Source organism: Streptomyces sp. CA-251247 (assembly GCF_050952975.1).
Taxonomy (GTDB): Bacteria; Actinomycetota; Actinomycetes; order Streptomycetales; family Streptomycetaceae; genus Streptomyces; species Streptomyces achmelvichensis.
Map to the genome: position 1 here is coordinate 7,756,854 of NZ_CP191861.1, position 16,734 is coordinate 7,773,587.

General features: G+C 70.1%; 18 protein-coding genes. 6 read left to right on the top strand and 12 right to left on the bottom strand.

Annotation, left to right across the window (positions count from 1 at the left end):
* Positions 1-93 precede the first annotated feature (93 nt).
* Entirely contained in the window at positions 94-891 is a 798-nt protein-coding gene (locus ACQPWZ_RS34605; protein ID WP_433573445.1) for a hypothetical protein, read from the top strand.
* A gap of 70 nt (positions 892-961) precedes the next feature.
* Here the strand turns inward: ACQPWZ_RS34605 and ACQPWZ_RS34610 are convergent, their stop codons facing one another.
* The 3 genes from ACQPWZ_RS34610 to ACQPWZ_RS34620 all read right to left on the bottom strand — a co-directional run bounded on the left by ACQPWZ_RS34610 (position 962) and on the right by ACQPWZ_RS34620 (position 2,818).
* Positions 962-1,615 (bottom strand): class I SAM-dependent methyltransferase, encoded by a 654-nt coding sequence (locus ACQPWZ_RS34610; RefSeq protein WP_433573446.1) that lies wholly within the window; start codon positions 1,613-1,615, stop codon positions 962-964.
* 117 nt (positions 1,616-1,732) lie between these two features.
* Complete coding sequence (locus ACQPWZ_RS34615) at positions 1,733-2,095, bottom strand: hypothetical protein (protein WP_340477358.1); 363 nt, start codon at positions 2,093-2,095, stop codon at positions 1,733-1,735.
* An 81-nt stretch (positions 2,096-2,176) separates the two neighbouring features.
* Positions 2,177-2,818: a TetR/AcrR family transcriptional regulator gene (locus tag ACQPWZ_RS34620; RefSeq protein ID WP_433573447.1), complete on the bottom strand. Its 642-nt coding sequence runs from the start codon at positions 2,816-2,818 to the stop codon at positions 2,177-2,179.
* A gap of 67 nt (positions 2,819-2,885) precedes the next feature.
* Here ACQPWZ_RS34620 and ACQPWZ_RS34625 point away from each other — a divergent pair, with 67 nt between their 5' ends.
* Positions 2,886-4,517, top strand: a complete 1,632-nt coding sequence (locus ACQPWZ_RS34625; protein WP_433573448.1) for an FAD-binding oxidoreductase — start codon at positions 2,886-2,888, stop codon at positions 4,515-4,517.
* 200 nt (positions 4,518-4,717) lie between these two features.
* Here ACQPWZ_RS34625 and ACQPWZ_RS34630 read toward each other — a convergent pair whose 3' ends face one another.
* Positions 4,718-5,614 (bottom strand): RNA polymerase sigma-70 factor, encoded by an 897-nt coding sequence (locus ACQPWZ_RS34630; RefSeq protein ID WP_433573449.1) that lies wholly within the window; start codon positions 5,612-5,614, stop codon positions 4,718-4,720.
* Between the two features lie 257 nt (positions 5,615-5,871).
* Positions 5,872-7,059, bottom strand: coding sequence for an NAD(P)/FAD-dependent oxidoreductase (locus ACQPWZ_RS34635; protein WP_433573450.1), 1,188 nt, complete (start codon positions 7,057-7,059; stop codon positions 5,872-5,874).
* A 276-nt stretch (positions 7,060-7,335) separates the two neighbouring features.
* On the opposite strand from ACQPWZ_RS34635, the gene ACQPWZ_RS34640 reads away from it, so the two are divergent.
* Positions 7,336-7,962 carry an NADPH-dependent F420 reductase gene (locus tag ACQPWZ_RS34640; RefSeq protein WP_433573451.1) on the top strand — a complete coding sequence of 209 codons (627 nt, stop codon included), beginning with the start codon at positions 7,336-7,338 and terminating at the stop codon, positions 7,960-7,962.
* A gap of 230 nt (positions 7,963-8,192) precedes the next feature.
* Entirely contained in the window at positions 8,193-8,771 is a 579-nt protein-coding gene (locus tag ACQPWZ_RS34645) for a hypothetical protein (protein WP_405575162.1), read from the top strand.
* A gap of 153 nt (positions 8,772-8,924) precedes the next feature.
* Here the strand turns inward: ACQPWZ_RS34645 and ACQPWZ_RS34650 are convergent, their stop codons facing one another.
* Both ACQPWZ_RS34650 and ACQPWZ_RS34655 read right to left on the bottom strand, forming a co-directional pair.
* A complete protein-coding gene (locus tag ACQPWZ_RS34650; RefSeq protein ID WP_405575164.1) occupies positions 8,925-9,425 on the bottom strand; it encodes a DinB family protein in 501 nt (166 codons plus the stop codon).
* A 36-nt stretch (positions 9,426-9,461) separates the two neighbouring features.
* On the bottom strand, positions 9,462-10,088 hold the full coding sequence (locus ACQPWZ_RS34655) for a class I SAM-dependent methyltransferase (protein ID WP_433573452.1): 627 nt from the start codon (positions 10,086-10,088) through the stop codon (positions 9,462-9,464).
* Between the two features lie 98 nt (positions 10,089-10,186).
* Here ACQPWZ_RS34655 and ACQPWZ_RS34660 point away from each other — a divergent pair, with 98 nt between their 5' ends.
* Entirely contained in the window at positions 10,187-10,780 is a 594-nt protein-coding gene (locus tag ACQPWZ_RS34660; RefSeq protein ID WP_433573453.1) for a helix-turn-helix domain-containing protein, read from the top strand.
* 121 nt (positions 10,781-10,901) lie between these two features.
* Here ACQPWZ_RS34660 and ACQPWZ_RS34665 read toward each other — a convergent pair whose 3' ends face one another.
* From ACQPWZ_RS34665 to ACQPWZ_RS34680, 4 genes are all read right to left on the bottom strand, one after another.
* A complete protein-coding gene (locus ACQPWZ_RS34665; protein WP_433573454.1) occupies positions 10,902-12,299 on the bottom strand; it encodes a DUF1996 domain-containing protein in 1,398 nt (465 codons plus the stop codon).
* A gap of 291 nt (positions 12,300-12,590) precedes the next feature.
* The gene (locus tag ACQPWZ_RS34670) at positions 12,591-13,358 is read right to left on the bottom strand and encodes a GNAT family N-acetyltransferase (protein WP_433573455.1); all 768 of its coding nucleotides are present in this window, start codon (positions 13,356-13,358) and stop codon (positions 12,591-12,593) included.
* A 389-nt stretch (positions 13,359-13,747) separates the two neighbouring features.
* Positions 13,748-14,974: an SUKH-4 family immunity protein gene (locus tag ACQPWZ_RS34675; protein WP_433573456.1), complete on the bottom strand. Its 1,227-nt coding sequence runs from the start codon at positions 14,972-14,974 to the stop codon at positions 13,748-13,750.
* 98 nt (positions 14,975-15,072) lie between these two features.
* Positions 15,073-15,450 carry a hypothetical protein gene (locus ACQPWZ_RS34680; protein ID WP_433573457.1) on the bottom strand — a complete coding sequence of 126 codons (378 nt, stop codon included), beginning with the start codon at positions 15,448-15,450 and terminating at the stop codon, positions 15,073-15,075.
* 126 nt (positions 15,451-15,576) lie between these two features.
* On the opposite strand from ACQPWZ_RS34680, the gene ACQPWZ_RS34685 reads away from it, so the two are divergent.
* The gene (locus ACQPWZ_RS34685; RefSeq protein ID WP_433573458.1) at positions 15,577-15,810 is read left to right on the top strand and encodes a hypothetical protein; all 234 of its coding nucleotides are present in this window, start codon (positions 15,577-15,579) and stop codon (positions 15,808-15,810) included.
* A gap of 48 nt (positions 15,811-15,858) precedes the next feature.
* Here the strand turns inward: ACQPWZ_RS34685 and ACQPWZ_RS34690 are convergent, their stop codons facing one another.
* A complete protein-coding gene (locus tag ACQPWZ_RS34690) occupies positions 15,859-16,671 on the bottom strand; it encodes an integrase (protein ID WP_433573459.1) in 813 nt (270 codons plus the stop codon).
* Positions 16,672-16,734 lie beyond the last annotated feature (63 nt).

Genomic DNA, 16,734 nt, shown 5'->3' on the forward strand with positions numbered 1-16,734 from the left:
CCGTCACCGTGAGTCATTTGAATTCGGGTGCGTCGCTTCGGTCGGGCACCCCGCGCATGCAAGGTGCCCTTCGGCTACGTGGAAGGACTGAGTGTGAGCACTCGCTTTGGCATGACCCGGGGGAAGGCGCTCGTCATCGCGGCAGTTGCCGCGATCGTCGCCTCGACACTCTCCGCATCGATGTCGACTGCCGCAGACGGAAACGACGGAAACGACGGAAACGAAGCACGCGCGGACCACTGGGGCGTGATCGCCCGCAACACGATCGGCTCTCCCGTCGCCGATCTGAGGAACGGCCCGTACGGCTCGTTCGGCGTGACGGGCACCGCCGCCAGGCCGCCCTACGGCCGGGGCAGCCTCGGCATCGCGGTGGCGGACGCATCCACCTCGCTGAGCCCCTCCAGCGAGAAGGTCGACTTCGGCAACGAGGTCGACTTCTTCGGCGACTCGGTGCAAGGGCTTCGGAGGGTCGGGTTCCACGTCTTCCAGACCGGGGAGAACATCACGTACGGCGGCACCGAGAACCTGCCGAACATCCGGTTCGAGATCGATCCGAACCTGACCGCGCTCCCGGCCGACAACTACTCCACGATCGTGTGGGTGCCGGATGCCTCCCCCGTGACGAACGGCTGGAGTCCCTTCCTCGATGCCACCTCGACCGGCCACTGGTTCCTCACGGGCAGCGAGACGGCCTGCAACGCTGCCGCCGAGTGCACCTTGGAGGAGTTGAAGACCTCGCTCAACGACGGTGGCGAGGGAGCGACCATCTACACGGCCGCGGTGGGCAAGGGCCGCGACAACTTGTGGATCGGGGCCGTCGACGGCCTCCGCATCAATCAGACGATCTATGACTTCGAGACCAGTGGGGTCAAGGAGCGTCGGGCCGGCTGACGTAACCGCCCAAGCCCTGGACCGACCGACGGTCGGTCCAGGGCTTGGGTGTCTCTCCCCCCCGGGAGCGTCAGCTCCTGGCGATCAGGGCGTAGCGTTCGTCGGTCACCGGGCCGCCCCAGAGGTCGGCCTTGCGGCTGAGGTCTTCGACGCGCAGGTGGGTGACGAAGGGACTGACGGCGGCAGTGAGCTTGCCTGCGCTGATGCCGCGATGCCACGGCAGGGTTTCGGCGCCGGCCACGTACGGAACTCCGCTTTGTCCGGCTTCTCGCCAACGTCCCTCGATCAGAACGAGAGTGCCGCCGGGCCGGAGCCGGGCGACCCAATGGCGCAACGCGACCAGCGGGTCGGGCAGGGTCCACACCAGATGTCGGGAGAGCACGACGTCGAAAGTCTCGTCGCCGGTGGGCGGAGCGGCGGCATCGCCCACCAGGAAGCGGCCCTCCAGGTCTGCGGCGACGAGCTTGGCCCGGGCCTGTTCGGCCATGCGCGGTGCGAGGTCGACGCCGGTGACCCGGTGTCCGGCTTCGGCCAGCAGCAATGACAGCGACCCGGTGCCGCAGCCCACGTCCAGTACGTCCGCCGGGCCGGTCGGCAGCCAGGAGGCAAGGCACGTCGACCACGCCTCGCGGGTCTTCTCCTGGCGCAGGCCGTGGTCCGGCTCGTCGTCGAAGGCGGGGGCGGCGGCATCCCAATAGGACCTGATGGCAGCAGAGTTGGTCATGGGACCGACCCTTTCATCTGGCACTGACAAAGGAGTCCTGCCCGATGTCCGGTGGGGGGTGAGCGGCGCGCGCGGCTGCCTACCGCCGGCCTCCGGATCGTGCTCGGTCCGGCCTTTTCAGCGCCTGGCGCCGCGGGTGCGCAGGGCGAGCGCGCCGGCCATGGCCAGGGCGCCCACGCCGACCGCGGTGAGCGTGCCGGGCGAGGCGAACGGGCGGTACGAGCCGGCGGCCATCAGGGACCATCGCGTCTGGACGGACAGCGCGCTCCCGACGCTCTGCAGGGACCCGAACGACAGAACCGACATGCCGGACCCGATCGAGCCGATGGACAGCGAGGAGCCGATGGACCCGATGGAGAGCGCGCTGCCCACCGAACCGATGGACAGCACGGAGCCCACGGAGCCGATCGACAGGAAGGAGTCCTTCGACCACAAGGAGAGGGTGGAACCCCGGACTGCCCGGGAGGGAAGACGCTTCATGCGGTCATTGTGTCGTGAGTCGGCGCGGCTCGCGCTGCATCGCGCACAGGTGGCCGAAGACCTGCCGGAGCGGTGGTGTCGTCACGATCGCTCGGGGTTCGATCGGTCCTGCGCGAACAGGGCCGCCAGGACCCGCTGGAATCGCGCGGTCATCTCGTCGGCGGTCTGCTCGGGATGGTGCCGCCACCATCCGACCGCAGAGCTCACCGTCCCGTACCAGAGGTGCGTGACGAGGTCGGCGTCGAGCGGCTCGGTCACGTGTGAGGCACTGAGTACCTCGGCCACGCCGACGGCTCCCATTCGGTTGAACGCGCGCCGGTACTCGGTCGCCCTCGCATGGAGGTCGCTGTTGGCGGCCACGGTGGTGTCGTAGACGAGCTCCCAGTCGTACAAGCGGGATTCGAGCGCCCGGAAGACGGCCTCCATGGTGCGCGCGGCTCGCGCGATGTCCGGTGACCCGTCCTGCGCCGATGCGATCGCCGCGGCGAGCCGGGAGCCGGCGCGGTCCAGGCAGGCCGAGTAGAGCCCGTCCTTGGACCCGAAGTACTCGTAGATCATGGGCTTGGTGATCCCTGCCCGCGTCGCGATGTCCGCAGTCGACCCGCGCACGTAGCCCTTGGTGCCGAACTCTTCCGCCGCCGCGTCCAGGATCAGTTGTTCCCGGTCCCTGCGGGGCATGCCTTTGGTTCCCACACCGCGCGTGGTCTTGTCCTGCTTGCTCATGGAGGCATCCTATGCCAATCTGACCGCTCGGTAACTTACCCATCATTAAGATCGGTGGTGTCGGGCGGTGCAAGGCAGAACGCGTTCGTGGTGGGGATGGGGCAATGTCGAGGACGCGGTGGTCGGCCCGGAGCGTGACGCGCTGACCCGGAGGGTCTCGGATCTGCTGCCGGGAGCGGACCTGACCGCACACACGGCCCCGCCGATCGAGTCGTTCGGCGTGGGCGCGAGCAGCGTCCGGGCGCCGCAGGCTCTGGCGCCGATCGTCTCCGAAGACGTACGCGACCGGCTGGCGCACAGCCACGGTCAGGCCTTCCGCGACGTGGCCCGGGCATTGCTGGGGAAGCTGCCGCACGTGCCGGACCTCGTCGTACGCCCCACCTCGGAGGCCGAGGTCGTCCAGGTGCTCGACTGGTGCAGCGACGCCGGCATCGCGGTCGTCCCCTTCGGTGGCGGCTCCTCGGTCGTGGGCGGCGTCGAGCCGCGCGTCGGCGGCGACTACGCAGGGGCGGTCAGCCTGGACCTCACCGCGATGAACCGCGTCCTCGAAGTCGACCGGACCAGCCGGGCCGCGCTCGTCCAGGCCGGGGCTCTCGGCCCGCAGCTCGAGGACCAACTGAGGCCCCACGGCTACACGCTCCGGTTCTTCCCCCAGTCCTTCGAGTTCTCCACCCTCGGCGGCTGGCTGGCCACCCGCGCCGGGGGCCATTTCGCGACGGTCCTCACCCACATCGACGACCTCACCGAATCCCTCCGGGTCGTCACCCCCGCAGGGGTCGTCGAATCCCGCCGGCTTCCTGCTTCGGGTGCGGGCCCTTCCCCCGACCGGATGTTCCTCGGTTCCGAGGGATCGCTCGGCGTCATCACCCAGGCATGGGTCCGCCTCCAGGACCGCCCCCGGTGGCGGGCAGGCGCATCGGTGGCCTTCAGGGACTACGACGCGGGCGTGAACGCCGTGCGCGCGCTGTCCCAGTCGGGCCTGCACCCGTCCAACTGCCGCCTCCTGGACCCCGTGGAGGCGTTCATCAACGCAGGCTCCCCGACGGCAGTCCTGGTGCTCGGCTTCGAATCCGCGGATCACCCGGTCACCGCCTGGATGGAACGCGCCGTGCAACTCTGCCGCGATCACGGCGGCACCCTGCCCGAGCCGGCGCGCTACAGCGACACCGCCGACCGGTCCGCGCACAGCGGAGCCGCCGACACCTGGCGGTCCTCGTTCGTACGGATGCCCTACCAGCGGGACGCGCTCGCGGCTCAGGGCATGATCGTGGAGACCTTCGAGACCGCATGCACATGGGACCGGTTCGACAGCCTGCGCGCAGCCGTCGACGACGCGGCCCAGGACGCCATGCGCAAGGTCGGTGCCACCGGTGTGGTGACGTGCCGGTTCACGCACGTCTACCCGGACGGCCCCGCACCGTACTTCGGGATCTACGCCACCGGTGACTGGGGCAGGACCGTGGAGCAGTGGGACGAGATCAAGGCGGCCGTCTCCGAGGCACTGCTCGTCTCCGGTGGCACCATCACGCATCACCACGCGGTGGGCCGCGACCACCGGCCGTGGTACGACCGGCAACGTCCCGACCTGTTCGCCGCCGCTCTGCGGGCCGGCAAGGCGACGCTCGACCCGGCGGGCATTCTCAACCCGGGCGCTGTGATCGATCCTTTGCGCCGGCCGCAGGACCTGCCGCCGGTGTGACAGCAGGCAGGGCTTGGCCGGAGGGCGGGCGTGCCCGGGTGCGCGAGCTCTTGAGTTCGGCGAAGCCGTGCCCGCCGAAGCCGTGCTCGTTCGCCGAGAGGGCGGACCCGCTGCTTCTGTGCGGAGAGACCGTCGGCTTGTTCCGTTACGCCGTGCGCCCGCTGAAGACCACGTGGTCGTCACCGGGCGCCGGGGGACGCTCACCGGGAGGCGAGAGGGGTTTCGGACTCGACGCGGCTGAGCTTCTCCGGGTTGCGGACGTAGTACAGGCCCGTGACGCGAGCGTTCTCCACGCGGAACGCCAGCACGCCGTCGATCACGCCGTCCAGGCGCAGGACGAGCCCGGGGTTGCCATTGACCGTGGTGGACTCACCAGTGAGCACGCCGCCCGCCTTGTCGACACTGCCGGCCATGTAACGCAGCACCTTGTCGGGGCCGACGACCGGCCGCAGGGCCGCCAGCCTGAGGCCGCCGCCGTCGCTGACGAAAACAACGTCCGGGGCGAGGACGTCGAGCAGTCCCTGCAGGTCCCCGGTCGCGAGTGCGCACCGGAACGATTCCAACGCCGCCCGGGCCTCTTCCGGGGAAGCCGGTGTCCGCGGCCGCCGCGCGTCGACGTGCCGGCGGGCGCGGTGGGCGATCTGGCGTGCGGCGGCCGCGCTCTTGTCGATCGCGGCCGCGATGTCCTCGTAGCCGAAATCGAAGACCTCGCGCAGCACGAAGACGGCGCGTTCGGTCGGGGAGAGGGTCTCGAGGATGTACATCAGCGCCAGCGACAAGTTCTCGGACAGTTCGACGTCCTCGGCCACGTCCGGCGCGGTGAGCAGGGGCTCGGGCAGCCAGGGGCCGACGTAGGCCTCCCTGCGCCGTTTGAGGGTGCGCAGCCGGTTGAGGGCTTGCCGGGTCGTGATGCGTACCAGGAAGGCGCGCTGGTCCCGCACCTGCGACTGGTCGACCTTGACCCACCTCAGCCAGGCCTCCTGGAGGACGTCCTCGGCGTCGGCCGCCGATCCGAGCATCTCGTAGGCGACGGTGAACAGCAGGTCGCGGTGGGCGACGAAGGCCTCCGTCGCGGGGTCGGCGGCATGGTCGTTCATGTCGTGCGCTTCACTCTCTGGGGGTCGGGCCCACGTGCCGGAAGCAGGCGGTGGAAAATCGGCCCGGCCTGAAGACGGGGCCGTCGGCAGGATTCTCCCCACTGATCAGGCTACGTGGGGGCACCGGTGGGCGGGGCGACTCGGCGCGGCCAGGCCGTACGAGGCCACGGCGTCGCGTGTTGTCCCGCCGGCTCGGTCCTTCTTGGGCCGGACCGAGGTCGGTCCGGCCCAAGAAGACGTGGCGGCCGGGCCGCGCGTCAGGTGTTGGACGGCGTCGTGCGGTGTTCCGGCCGAGGCGTATCCAGGCGGTCGGTTCCGGCACCCTGGGATGCGCGGGAACTGGCCCTGCGCGCCCCGGAGACCAACTTGTTGAGGGTGAACCGGCAGGCGATCTCCTTGACGCCGGCACCGGGCCGCCCGCTGATGTAGAGCGCGTTCACCCTGTCGTTCGGATAGGAGAACTGGGTGACGCCCTCGTTTCGGCCGAGACTGAGGCACTGTCCCGCGAAGAACATCCGCACGGGAGCGGGTGTTCTCCCCGCGATCCGGCGCAGGATCGTCGCGGCGGCTGCCGGGCCCAGCTGCACGGCGGCCTGGCAGCTCATCCGGAACGGCCGGTCCGTCATTCCCGCCGCATCCCCGGTAGCGACGATGCGCACGTCGTCCACGCTGGTCAGCGTCGCATCGGTGACCAGACGGCCTTGGGTGTCGGTGCGCAGCCCGCTGCGAGCAGCCAGGTCCGGGACGCGGAATCCCGCGGTCCAGATCGTCACCGCGCTGGGCAGCTCGCGGCCGTCGTGGAGCTGTACGCCGTCGCGGGTCACTTCCCTCACCCGCGCGCGCGGACCTTCGATGACGGTCACACCCAGCCTGGCGAGCCGACGGGCGACCGGGCGGCGGACCCGGGCATGCAGGGAGGGGCCGAGCACGTTGCCGCAGACCAGGGTGACCCTGCGGCCCACTTCCGCCAGCTCGGCGGCGGTCTCCAGGCCGGTGGGGCCGGACCCGACCACGACCACCGGATCCGACGCGGGCGTCGCGGCCAGGGCCGACTGCAGCCGGTCCGCCCCTTCGAGGTCCGACACCCGATGGGCGAACTCCGCTGCTCCGGGCACGCCGGGATCGAAGGCGCCGCTGCCCACCGCGTAGACGAGGTAGTCGTAGGTGAGCGCGCTGCCGCCCGCCAGCGACACCGTGCGCTCGGCAGCGTCGATCCGGGTAGCGGCGTCGACCACCACACGCACGTTCCCGCCCAGAACCTCACTGAAGCCCACGACCGCGTCATCGGAGCCGGCCACACGCTGGTGCAGGCGGATCCGCTCGACGAAGTCGGGACGCGGATTGACCAGCGTCACCGACACACCATCGTGCCGGGACAGGCTGTTGGCCGCTGTCACGCCTCCGTACCCGCCGCCGACCACGACCACCTCGACGTTCCCGTTCATCGTGTCTCCCTTGTCTTGTGGACTCGGCATGGAGACACCGGCCGCGCCACCGGTGTGACAACCCTCGGATGAGACGTGGCGCACAGAGGACGCGGCGCAAGCGCTGCCGTTTCGGCTTCGGCCGCGAGCGGCGGGCCGGAAAGCGGGACACAGCAGTGCCCGGCAAGATCCGAAAGCCCGGCAGGATCCGAACGAAATGGCCCTAAGTCTTTGGTGCCGGTTCACCTGGGCCTCAGGCCCGATTCGGCGCGCGCCGACAACCGTTAGCGTCCCAGCATGCGTCTAGGACTACTTGGCACCGGCAACGTCGCTCGAGCACTGGCCCACGGCTGGAAGGCCGCAGGGCACGACGTGCTCCTCGGTTCACGTCAGCCCGAGGAACGGACCGGCCTCGGGCTCCCCGTAGCGGGCCTGAACGAGACAGCCGCCCACGCGGAGGTACTCGTCAATGCCACCCCGGGAACCGTCTCCGTGGAACTGCTGCACTCCATCGGGGCACCGGCGCTGGCGGGCAGCCTGCTGATCGATGTGGGGGTCGGCCTCTCCGACGACTTCACCGAGCTCTCGCACCCCAACAGCAGCCTGGCGGAACAGATCCAGCACGCCTTCCCGCTGACGCCCGTCGTGAAGACGCTGTGCACCATGGACTCCACCGTCATGACCGCCCCGGACGCTCTGGACGGCCCGAGCACCGTCTTCCTCTCCGGTGACGACGCCGAAGCCAAACGGACCACCGGCCGACTGCTCACCGACCTCGGTTGGCCTCTCTCGTCCCAGCTGGACATCGGCGGCATCGCCACCGCACGGGGACAGGAGCACTTCGCCCTGCTCTTCATGGGCATCGCGGGCGGTCTGGGTTCTCACACGTTCAACATCAACGTGGTCACCCGCCCTCGTGCGTAGAGGCGTCATCAACTGTCCGGCCCGGGCCGGGTACGTCGCCCACCGGTCGTCCGAACCGCTGCGTGACGGCAAGCGGCCGGACGACCGAGCGGCCGTCAGCAGAACCGTCATCCGTACATCCGTCCAGGGGAGTGGCCTGCCCGGTTTCGCGTGCGACGGTGGGTCGCCGGAGCGAAACTGGGCAACAGGCCGCCGGGTGATGGTCGCCGGCCGGACAGAGGGAGAGTGTGATGGGGTGGATCACTGAGGAGTTCGGGGATTCCCACGAGGGCATTACCGGGGCGGTCCTCGCGGACGGCCATGAACCCAAGCCCGTCTACCTGGACTTCGGCAGTGGCAGCGGTTCCGTGCACGAGACCAGCGAGTGGTGGGCCTACAACGGGGAGCTGAACCGGCCGAGGGCGGCAGCCGTCCGAGCGGCATGCGCGTGCGGCTGGCGCGGCCCCGACTACCCCATCGCCTGGGACGAGTTGCCGGACGGCGGCCTGAACGACGTGGATACATCAGGTCCGTACCGTGACTGGAGCGGGCACATCGCCACCGTCGACCGCCGTACGGTACCGCTGCCCGCCGAGGTGGCCGAGGCGATCGAGCGGCTGGACGAACAGCTGACCACCCTCGCCGAACAGGCACCGGTGGCCGCACTGAGGGCAGCGGCCGCGCTGGAACGCATTACCGCCGCGGTCGGTCTGGAGGCCGCCCACGCGGTCCAGGCCGATGAGCTGTCCTTCGACACGATCGCCACCGCGCTCGGCATCAGCCCGCAAGCCGCTCGCTCCCGCCTGACCCGGTATCTCCTCACGCATTAGATGCCAGAGCTGCCGGCCATGGCCCGCCGGTCTCCCGCGAAGCGGGGAAGACGATGCGCTGGATTCCGGCGCTCTCGTCGGCCCCTGGGGTCGACCGCGGGCACGGCGGTCGCCGTGCCCGGGCGGGTCGCGAGGAGCCCCGAAGCGGCAGAGTCAGCGGCCCGTCGCTCCGTCGATCAGTTCACGCAGGATGTCCGCGTGGCCGGCGTGGCGACCCGTCTCCTCGATCATGTGGGTGAGTGCCCAGCGGACGCTGGGGGCGGGGCCGTTCGGCCGTGGGCGGGGGACCGGTGCGCCGAGGTCGGTGCACCCGTCGAGGACGTCGTTCGCCCGCTCGACCGTCGCCCGGTAGCGGGCGACGACATCGGCCACGCTGTCCGCGGGCTCGGCCTGGAACGTCCCCGGCCAGTCGGTGACTCTGTCCCCGAGAAACGTCGCGCGTTCGACGAACGTGAGGTGATGGAGCAGGCCGAGCAGGTTCGTGCCCGACGGCACACCGGCTGTCCGGACCTGTGGCTCCGGCGCACCCTCGACCTTCGCGGCGATCGAGGTCCGCAGGTAGTCGAGGAAGGCGCGCAGGGTTTCGAACTCGCTGCTGCCGGTTCGAGGCGGAGGGCTGTCGCCGCGTCGGCTGCGGCGGGAGACGGTGGGCATGACGGTCACCTTTGTACGGGTGGGGGAGTGCGGCGGTCAGCCAATGCGGCGGATGAGCAGGACGTGGTCGGTGACCTCGGCGGTTTGCCCACCCGGCCCGGTGGCGATCCGACGGGGTGTGTCGGCTCGCTCGATCGTCCACGTCGCCGGGTCCAGGTCCATACCCGCGGCGACCTCCTGTGGGGTCGGGTACCGGATGCCGGGATCCTGGTTCCACGACCATGGCGCGGTCGAGCCGTGATCGACGATCAGCAGGTGCCCGCCCAGGCGCAGCGCCTGCGCGGCTGTGCGCAGGACGATCGCCCTGTCCAGGGCGAAGGAGGTTTGCAGGTAGTGCGCGCAGATCAGGTCGTACGCACCCTGGGGGAACGAGTCCTGGAGATCGTGCCGCTCGACGACGACCCGATCACCCAGACCGCGTGAGCGGGCAAGACCCGCGAGGCGCTCGACCGCCACGGCCGCGATGTCGACGGCGGTGACGTGCCACCCCTGGCGGGCGAGCCACAGTGCGTCGCCCCCGTCGCCGCATCCGAGGTCCAGCGCGTCGCCGGCCGGCAGGCCCGTGACCGTCTCGGTGAGACGGGCGTTCGGCCGCGGGTCGGCGGCTGCCGGCCGGCCCGCGTAGACGTCTTCCCAGAACGTGACCGCATCGGTGGTACTCATCGAGGCTCCTTGTGTCGGATGCCCTCAGTCTTGGCCGGTGCCCCGTGATCCGGCACGGAATCTTGCGGTTCCGGCAAGATGGTCTTGTGGACCCTGGAATGGAAGACGTACTCGATGCCGTGGGACCGCGGCTGCGTGCGCTGCGTCGCGACCGCGGCATCACCCTCGCCGACCTCGCTGCGACGACCGGGGTGTCGGAGAGCACGCTGTCCCGGCTGGAGAGCGGGCAGCGGCGGGCGACTCTCGAGTTGCTGCTGCCGTTGGCCCGTACCTACGACGTTCCGTTGGACGACCTCGTCGGTGCGCCGCGCACAGGCGATCCGCGGATCCATCTGAAGCCGATCGAACGGTTCGGGATGATCTTCGTGCCGCTGTCCCGGCGGCCGGGCGGAGTGCACGCGTTCAAGATGATCATCCCTGCGCGGTCGGAACCCCTCGAACCGACCCTGCAGACGCACGAAGGCTTCGAGTGGCTGTACGTGCTCAACGGCCGCCTGCGGCTGGTGGTCGGCGAGCGCGACCTGACGTTGCCGTCCGGTGAGGCGGCCGAGTTCGACACGTCCATGCCGCACTGGCTGGGCAGCGCGGACGGCGGGGTGGTCGAGCTTCTCATCCTGTTCGGCCTGCAAGGCGTACGAGCGCATGTACGCGCCGGCGTCCAGCCGTCGGCTCATGGCGGGAGCCGGAAGTGAGCGCAGCGAGATGGCGGCCGGCGCCAACTCGATCCGAAGAACGGCCTGTGCAGTGCGGGCGGAGCGGAGCGCGCGCCACGACCGCCGGCGGTCGTGGCGCGCGGGATGTCCGGCGGACTGATCAGCCGCAGCGGCGGCCGGTGTTGATGCAGGCCACGGCCTTCCTCATCAACGGATCGGACATGGCGTTGATGAAGTCGCCGTGGTCGGTGACCGGCTTGTGGAACGACTCGGGGAAGCTGTCGACCGCGAAGCGGGTGCTGCCGGCGAGTCCGTTGTAGGTGACGCGCTGCACGAGCTGGGGGATCGCGCGGAAGCCCTGGGGGCAGTTGCCCCGGGCGTCGGCGAAGGCGACATGGGACCGGTGATTGGCGCTGTCGGTGTTCGCACCGTCCCAGCAGCTCTGGAACTTCGAGATCCGTACGACCTTGCTGCCCTGCGGGCAGATCGGGTACTTGTCCCTCAGCTCGACCCGGGATTCGAATCCGGTGCAGCTCCAGCGGGCATTGGCATTGGCTCCGCCGTTGGCGTTGGCCTTGGCGTCTCCGGTGATGATGCGCAGGAACCGAGGCATGGCCGTGACTTTGGTGCGGGGGCTTCCGACGAACTGGAGGCTGACGGATGCCGGTGTCAGGATCTCTCCGACGTTGCCCTCGGCTCCACCGCCGGGCCGGTCGGCGTCGGACTGCTCGATGCCGTCGCGGTCCCGCAGGACGGGCCAGTAGTACGTCGACCGGTCTCCGTTGGTGCAGGTGGTCCGGGCGGCAGCCAGGGACTCGTTCGTCGTGAAGGCGTCGACCCCGAGCGCGCCCACGTAGTCATGCGTGTGGTGAGCGCCGTTGCCGACGCCCGGTGCCACGATGACGTTGTCCGAGTTGAACTGCCCCTTCTTGTTCACCCCGCACCTCGACACGAAGCTTCCTGTCGAGGCGTTGCGGCCCTTGCCGATCCGCTGGACGTTGGGCGCGACGCTCGCGATGTCGACGAAGTCCTCGGCCGAGGGGCCGTTGTCGCCCGGCTGCGCATCGCCGTCGGCGTTCGGGCCCGCCTGCTCATTGCCGCCCGTGTACCCTCCGTCAGCCGTGACGCGGTTCGCGTCCTGACCGCCGGCTGTGCAGAGGGCCAGGCTCTGGAGCCCTTGGGGACGTTCGGCGCCCGCCCGCTCGATGGCGATCTCGATACGCTCCAGGGCAGCCGCGCGTTCCGTTCCCAGGGGCTGGAGGACGATACGGATCCTCTCGCCGTCGCCGCCCTGGGTCCCGGACATCTTCGCGTTGGCGCGCTCCGTCTGCTGCTTCAACAGGGCGAGTTCGCGGTCCACTTCGCCGCGTGCCCGGCCGGGTATCTGGGGCAGCCGTTCGGCAACGGACGGGCAGGCGACGGCTTCCGACTGCCTGGTGGCTGTCCCGGCGTTGGCGATGGCGTTGACCGCCACCAGTCCTCCGCCGCCCAGCAGCAGTCCGGCAACCGCCAACAGGGCGTTGCGTCGGCTGCGTTTCACTTTGTGTCGCTGATGCATGGTGGTCCTCACCTCTCGGGCGGTGCAGGCAGCGCCGCGCGTTCTCGGCCGTCCCCAGGGCGCCCTGACCTGTGTCGTGACGGGCTCCCGACCGCGGCTCACACTGGCAGAGCAGACGCCCCATCAACACCGCTGACCATCTGACGTCACAGAGTGGTAAGGACATGCGCGGCGGGGGTTGGCCACCCGAATGCCGCGGAGCGTGCGGGCCGTGCCCTCCCGGCTGGAGCGGATCCACCAGCTGACGGAGCGTGAGGGCGGCGAGGGCCGCCCTCACGCGTGCGTCTGCCGCTACGGCTGCTGTTCCGCGGGCAGCGAGAGGTAGAGGCGGGTGCCTTGCGGCCGGAAGCCGACGCGCTCGTAGACGCGGCGGGAGCCGTCGCCGGAGTACTCCAGCCAGACCGATCCGGCTCCCTGGGCGAACATCACCCCGGCCAGCGCGGCGGTCACGGCCGAGGCGATGCCACGGCCGCGGTATCCGGGCCGGGTGCCGACGCCGGCCAACTCGGCCGTGTCCTCGGCCGGCGGGGAACAGGATGCTCCGCCGAGGCAGCCCTCCTGCGGTGTGCGGACGAAACGGACTGCACCGCCGGTCTGCTGAGTACGCCGCAGTCGTTCCGCACCCTGCGAGGAGGGGGCGAAAACGTTTCCGAAGGCCTCGGCGAGCGCGGCATCGAGCTCGCTGTACTCCTCGTCGGTGGTCGGGGTCTCCACAAGCGGAGAGTCGGCGGAGGGCGGGATCGTCAGTGTGCGCGGTTTGCAGAGGAGGTACTCGTGCACCGCCTCGGTGTCGAAGCCCGCCGCCCGCAGGGCCGGGGCCACGCGGGGCGCGGCCTGCGGTGCGAACTCCAGCCGGGGCAGCAGGCCGCGCTCCCGGAAGGCTCCGATCAGCGCCGCGACGTCACGCCCGGTCGGCTCGATTCCGGGCAGCGGGGTCGCGTAGTTGAGGTAGGGACTGTCGGTGTCGGGGTTGAAACCCGCAACGAAACCTCCGGTCTCGACGACCACGGGGCGACGGCGGAGGTTGGCTACGGCAAAGCTCTGGACCTGGTTGTCCATGGTGGGTGTTGACCTCACGAGTCTCAAGTGAAGCCCCGGCGTACGCGGATGCGTACGAGGGGCACGGGAGAGCGGCGGTGCGTGGGCACCGCGTCGTGGGGCCGCCGCGGAGTGGGCGTGGCAGGCTGCGACTGCTGAAGAGCAGACCTTCAGCGCCGACGGCGGCCGCTGGTGGACGCCGCAACCATGGGCTTCGTTCCTCACCGTGAGTGTGTCTGCGAGGTCGCAGAGCGCAGGTCACTGTTCCAGGACTGTGCGGAAGGGGCAAGTGATTTTCCGCAGCCGGTCGGGGCGGTCGAGCGCCTGAACCATCGCGTCGGACACGAGGCCTTCAACAGCTCGGGTGGCGGTGATGCCGCCGACCGGAAGCGAGGCGCGCGCCGCCGGGCTCAGAGCACGCCTCCCGCCTCGTCGTGGAACACCTCCGGCCAGTAGCGGTAGTCGTCCTCGTCTGTCGCGGGCAGGCAGGCGATCGGGTCCACCGACGAGAGGACCTCGGTCATCGTCTCGGCGAGCTGGTGGTAGAAGTCGTGGGTGAAGCGGTGCTCCTCGTCGAGGTGTCCCTCCCGGCTGTGCATCCACACGGTGAACGCCAGCGTCGATATGTCGGCGTTGACCGGGACCACGCGGTCGGCGTCGTACTCCGCGTAGTGCACCGCGCCCGTGCGCCCGTCGATCAGGACGATGAAGTCGTGCATCAGCCCACCGAGCACGACCATGTGCTCCGCGTCGGGCGGGAGTTCGGCGGTGCCGTTCCACAGATGCCGGTGGGCAGGGTTGCGCTGCGAGGAAGCACGGTCCTCCGGCAGAGTCGGCAGGCGCGTGTCATCGCCGTCCATGCCGAACATGATCCCGTCGCGGGGGAGGCCGACCTCGGTGAGGAAGCGTCGGGTGGGCTCGTGGACGAGCGCCGCCGGCAGGGCCGACTCTTCGATGCGCACCATCTCGTCCGGGCCGAACTCGTCGTCCAACAACCCCGAGGGCAGGTCCAGTCGAAGGCCCTGGCCCGGTCCGGCGATCCGAGCCAGCGGTCGGATGACAGCAGCGATCCGCCAGAAGGCGGGAAGGGGATGGTCCCATTCCGACGGCGGGTGCACAGTGCCCCAACCTTCCTGGCCCCAGTCCTCGTCGGTGAAGACCGACATCAGCAGACGTGATGCCTCTGCCACCGCCTCGGGTCCGGTCCGGCCGGCCGGCGCGGCGAACCTCCCCCGCATCGACCGGAAGTCGTCCACATGCTCGAGGAACCGTGCCAGGGCGTCGAGGGACGGGGCGAGAGGGATCACGTCGATCAGACCGGGCGAGTCCTCGAAGAGGTCCATGCTGAAGACCCGGCCGGTGGCGCCGTCGAGGACGACCTCCTGAGCGTCGTACTCCTCGCTCCGAAGATGTCCGATCAGCAGCAGGTCCGCGATGTACGGATCGAGCTCGGCAGTGTCCGCCCCCTCGGCGAGCAGCGCGGGAACGGACACCACCCGGGACTCGGCCAGCGGTGCGAAGCGGATCAGCCTGTCTTCCGCGGGCAGTCCGGTCCCGGTGAGGCGGCGGCGGGTCGCCTCGTGCGTGATGGACGCAGGAAGTGCGTGCGCGGGCACGACGAAGTCGTTCGTGGACATGGATCCCCCGTGGTGGTGACGTGCGATTTTCTCGACGATCACCACGATAGGAACCACCACTGACAACGGGCAGCGGTGAGCTGCCGGCGCGACGAAGCTCAGTTCTTCGTCTGGAGCGCTCTGCCCTGCGCGAGTTGGATCCGTCGTGCGCGGACATGGTCGCGCACGGTGGAGTAGGAGGCGCAGGTGAATCCGTGCTCCGTCTTCAGCCGTTCGAGAATCACCTTGATGGTGTACCGGTGTTCCGGACGACGGGTCTGCTCTTCCAGCAGCATCAGGTCGATCGGTGCCTTCACCGGATCCAGCACGCTGCGGGGGCGTTCCTTCACGCGCGCCGGCTCGGGCAACGACAGGGCGGCGGCCACGGTGGCCTGCGACACCCGGTTCCGCGCGGCGAGTACGTGGACGGGTAACTGGGGGTTGTTCCGGCGGTCCTGGCGGATCCGGTCGAGGATCCATTCTCGTGACCTGTACACGATGGCTCCGGAGAGGTGCTGGCGCGGGTGCCGCGCGGGAAGGTCGGCTCAGGTGCGGTGGACAGGCAGTGGACGACACGGTCCTGTCCAGCGCACCTGGTTGGAGCTTGTCAGAACACCCGGTCGGTGGTGGTGACATGGGCACATCGGCCGGCCGCCCATTCCAGCGCGCATCCGGTTCTCGCGCTCGGTGAACTCGGCCACCGCGCGCGGCTCACGTGCGCGTTCGGCTCGGGCGTACGGGACGAGGACCACCTCACGGCACGTGTACGGCGTGCGGGCCTGACGGTGCGCCGCTGCCCGGACATCGGCCGGGACCATCGCATGTGGGTACTGACCGCGCCCGGCACCGGCCGCTGACCGGCAGACAGGGCGGGGGAGGGGTGCTGCGGCGGCCCGGGGACTGCCTCAGGTGTCTTCGGGCCGGCGACCGGACCCGCCGAGCTCCGTGCAGTAGGCGATCGTCGCATCGTCCGCGGCCACCGAGTGGCGCGCCTCCTGCTGCCGGACACGACGGATGATGTCGGCGGGTCCGCACGACTCCAACTGGGCCAGAACCTCCGGCCAGTCGGCGAGCCGGAACCGGTCCACGATGCGGCCGGCCCCATTGCTGAGCAGGGCGGCCCCGGTCAGCTCGGAGGTCGGACAGCTTCCGGTGATCGCCTCGTCGGCGGCGCGCGGGTCGTCCTTGGCCACCCAGAAGCCGCCCGGCCGATTCCGATGGGCTCGAAGGTCCCGCAGGAGTCGCTGGTACTCGTTGCTGTCCGCGGCGGCCTCGAGTGCGGGCTCGAACTCCTGGCTGATGAGCACCTCCCGGGGATCGGACACGACGAGCGGCTCACCCTGTGCTCGGTCGAGCACGAGGAGCGCGTCACCGAGAACGAGGTGCTCGACGATGCCGCCGGACAGGCGCAGGACGGCGACGGCCGCCGACGGGCTGATGGGGTCGGTGACGTCACAGGAGTCCCGGTGATGGTCCGTCACCTGCTCGATGGCCTCGGCGAGGAGGGCCGCAAGGCTACGGTCTCGCTTGAGTGACAGGAGGCCGAGCAGGCCGCCGCCGAGGCAGCCGGCGTACCAGGCCACGCCGTGTCGGCAGATGGATTCGCTGCCGGGGATGCCGGCGCCGTCGATCAGTACTGCGGCGGTCGGTACGGCGCCGGTGAAGTCCTCGTTCGCCCGGCCGTCCCGCGCCGCACCACTCGCCATCGTCACGCGCATGTGCCGCCGCCCTCCCGTCGGACAGAGCGTCGACCCTACCTCTGCCGACCGGCTCGGTCGTCG